This is a genomic window from Vogesella mureinivorans (assembly GCF_007644035.1).
GTDB lineage: Bacteria > Pseudomonadota > Gammaproteobacteria > Burkholderiales > Chromobacteriaceae > Vogesella > Vogesella mureinivorans.
On sequence record NZ_VMTV02000971.1, the window covers coordinates 1 to 304 of the forward strand.

Below are 304 nucleotides of genomic sequence, written 5' to 3' on the forward strand. Positions count from 1 at the left end.
AATAGCATCGTCCGTTTAAGCGATGTGGCAAATATTACGATCGGCAAAGCGCCTGCAGAAATTCAGCGTCTCAATCAGCGGCAAGTTTTCTTAGTTGTCGGAAACTTGAATAAGGGTGCAAGTCTCGGCGATGCTGTCCAGCAAGTCGATGCAGTTTTATCAGAACTAAAGTTGCCGCGAGGAGTAAGAATTGTGCCGAGTGCGGCTGCTGAAACTAATCAGCAATTGCAAACTTCTCTCAAGCTTTTGGGAGGATTGGCGACTTTTTTAGTGTTTGTAGCGATGGCGGTGCAGTACAATTCTT

The 304-nt window shown here is 46.1% G+C and carries 1 protein-coding gene; it reads left to right on the top strand.

From position 1 onward, the window contains the following. On the top strand, positions 1-304 hold a 304-nt coding region (locus tag FLQ44_RS25710; protein ID WP_147696038.1), incomplete at both ends, for an efflux RND transporter permease subunit.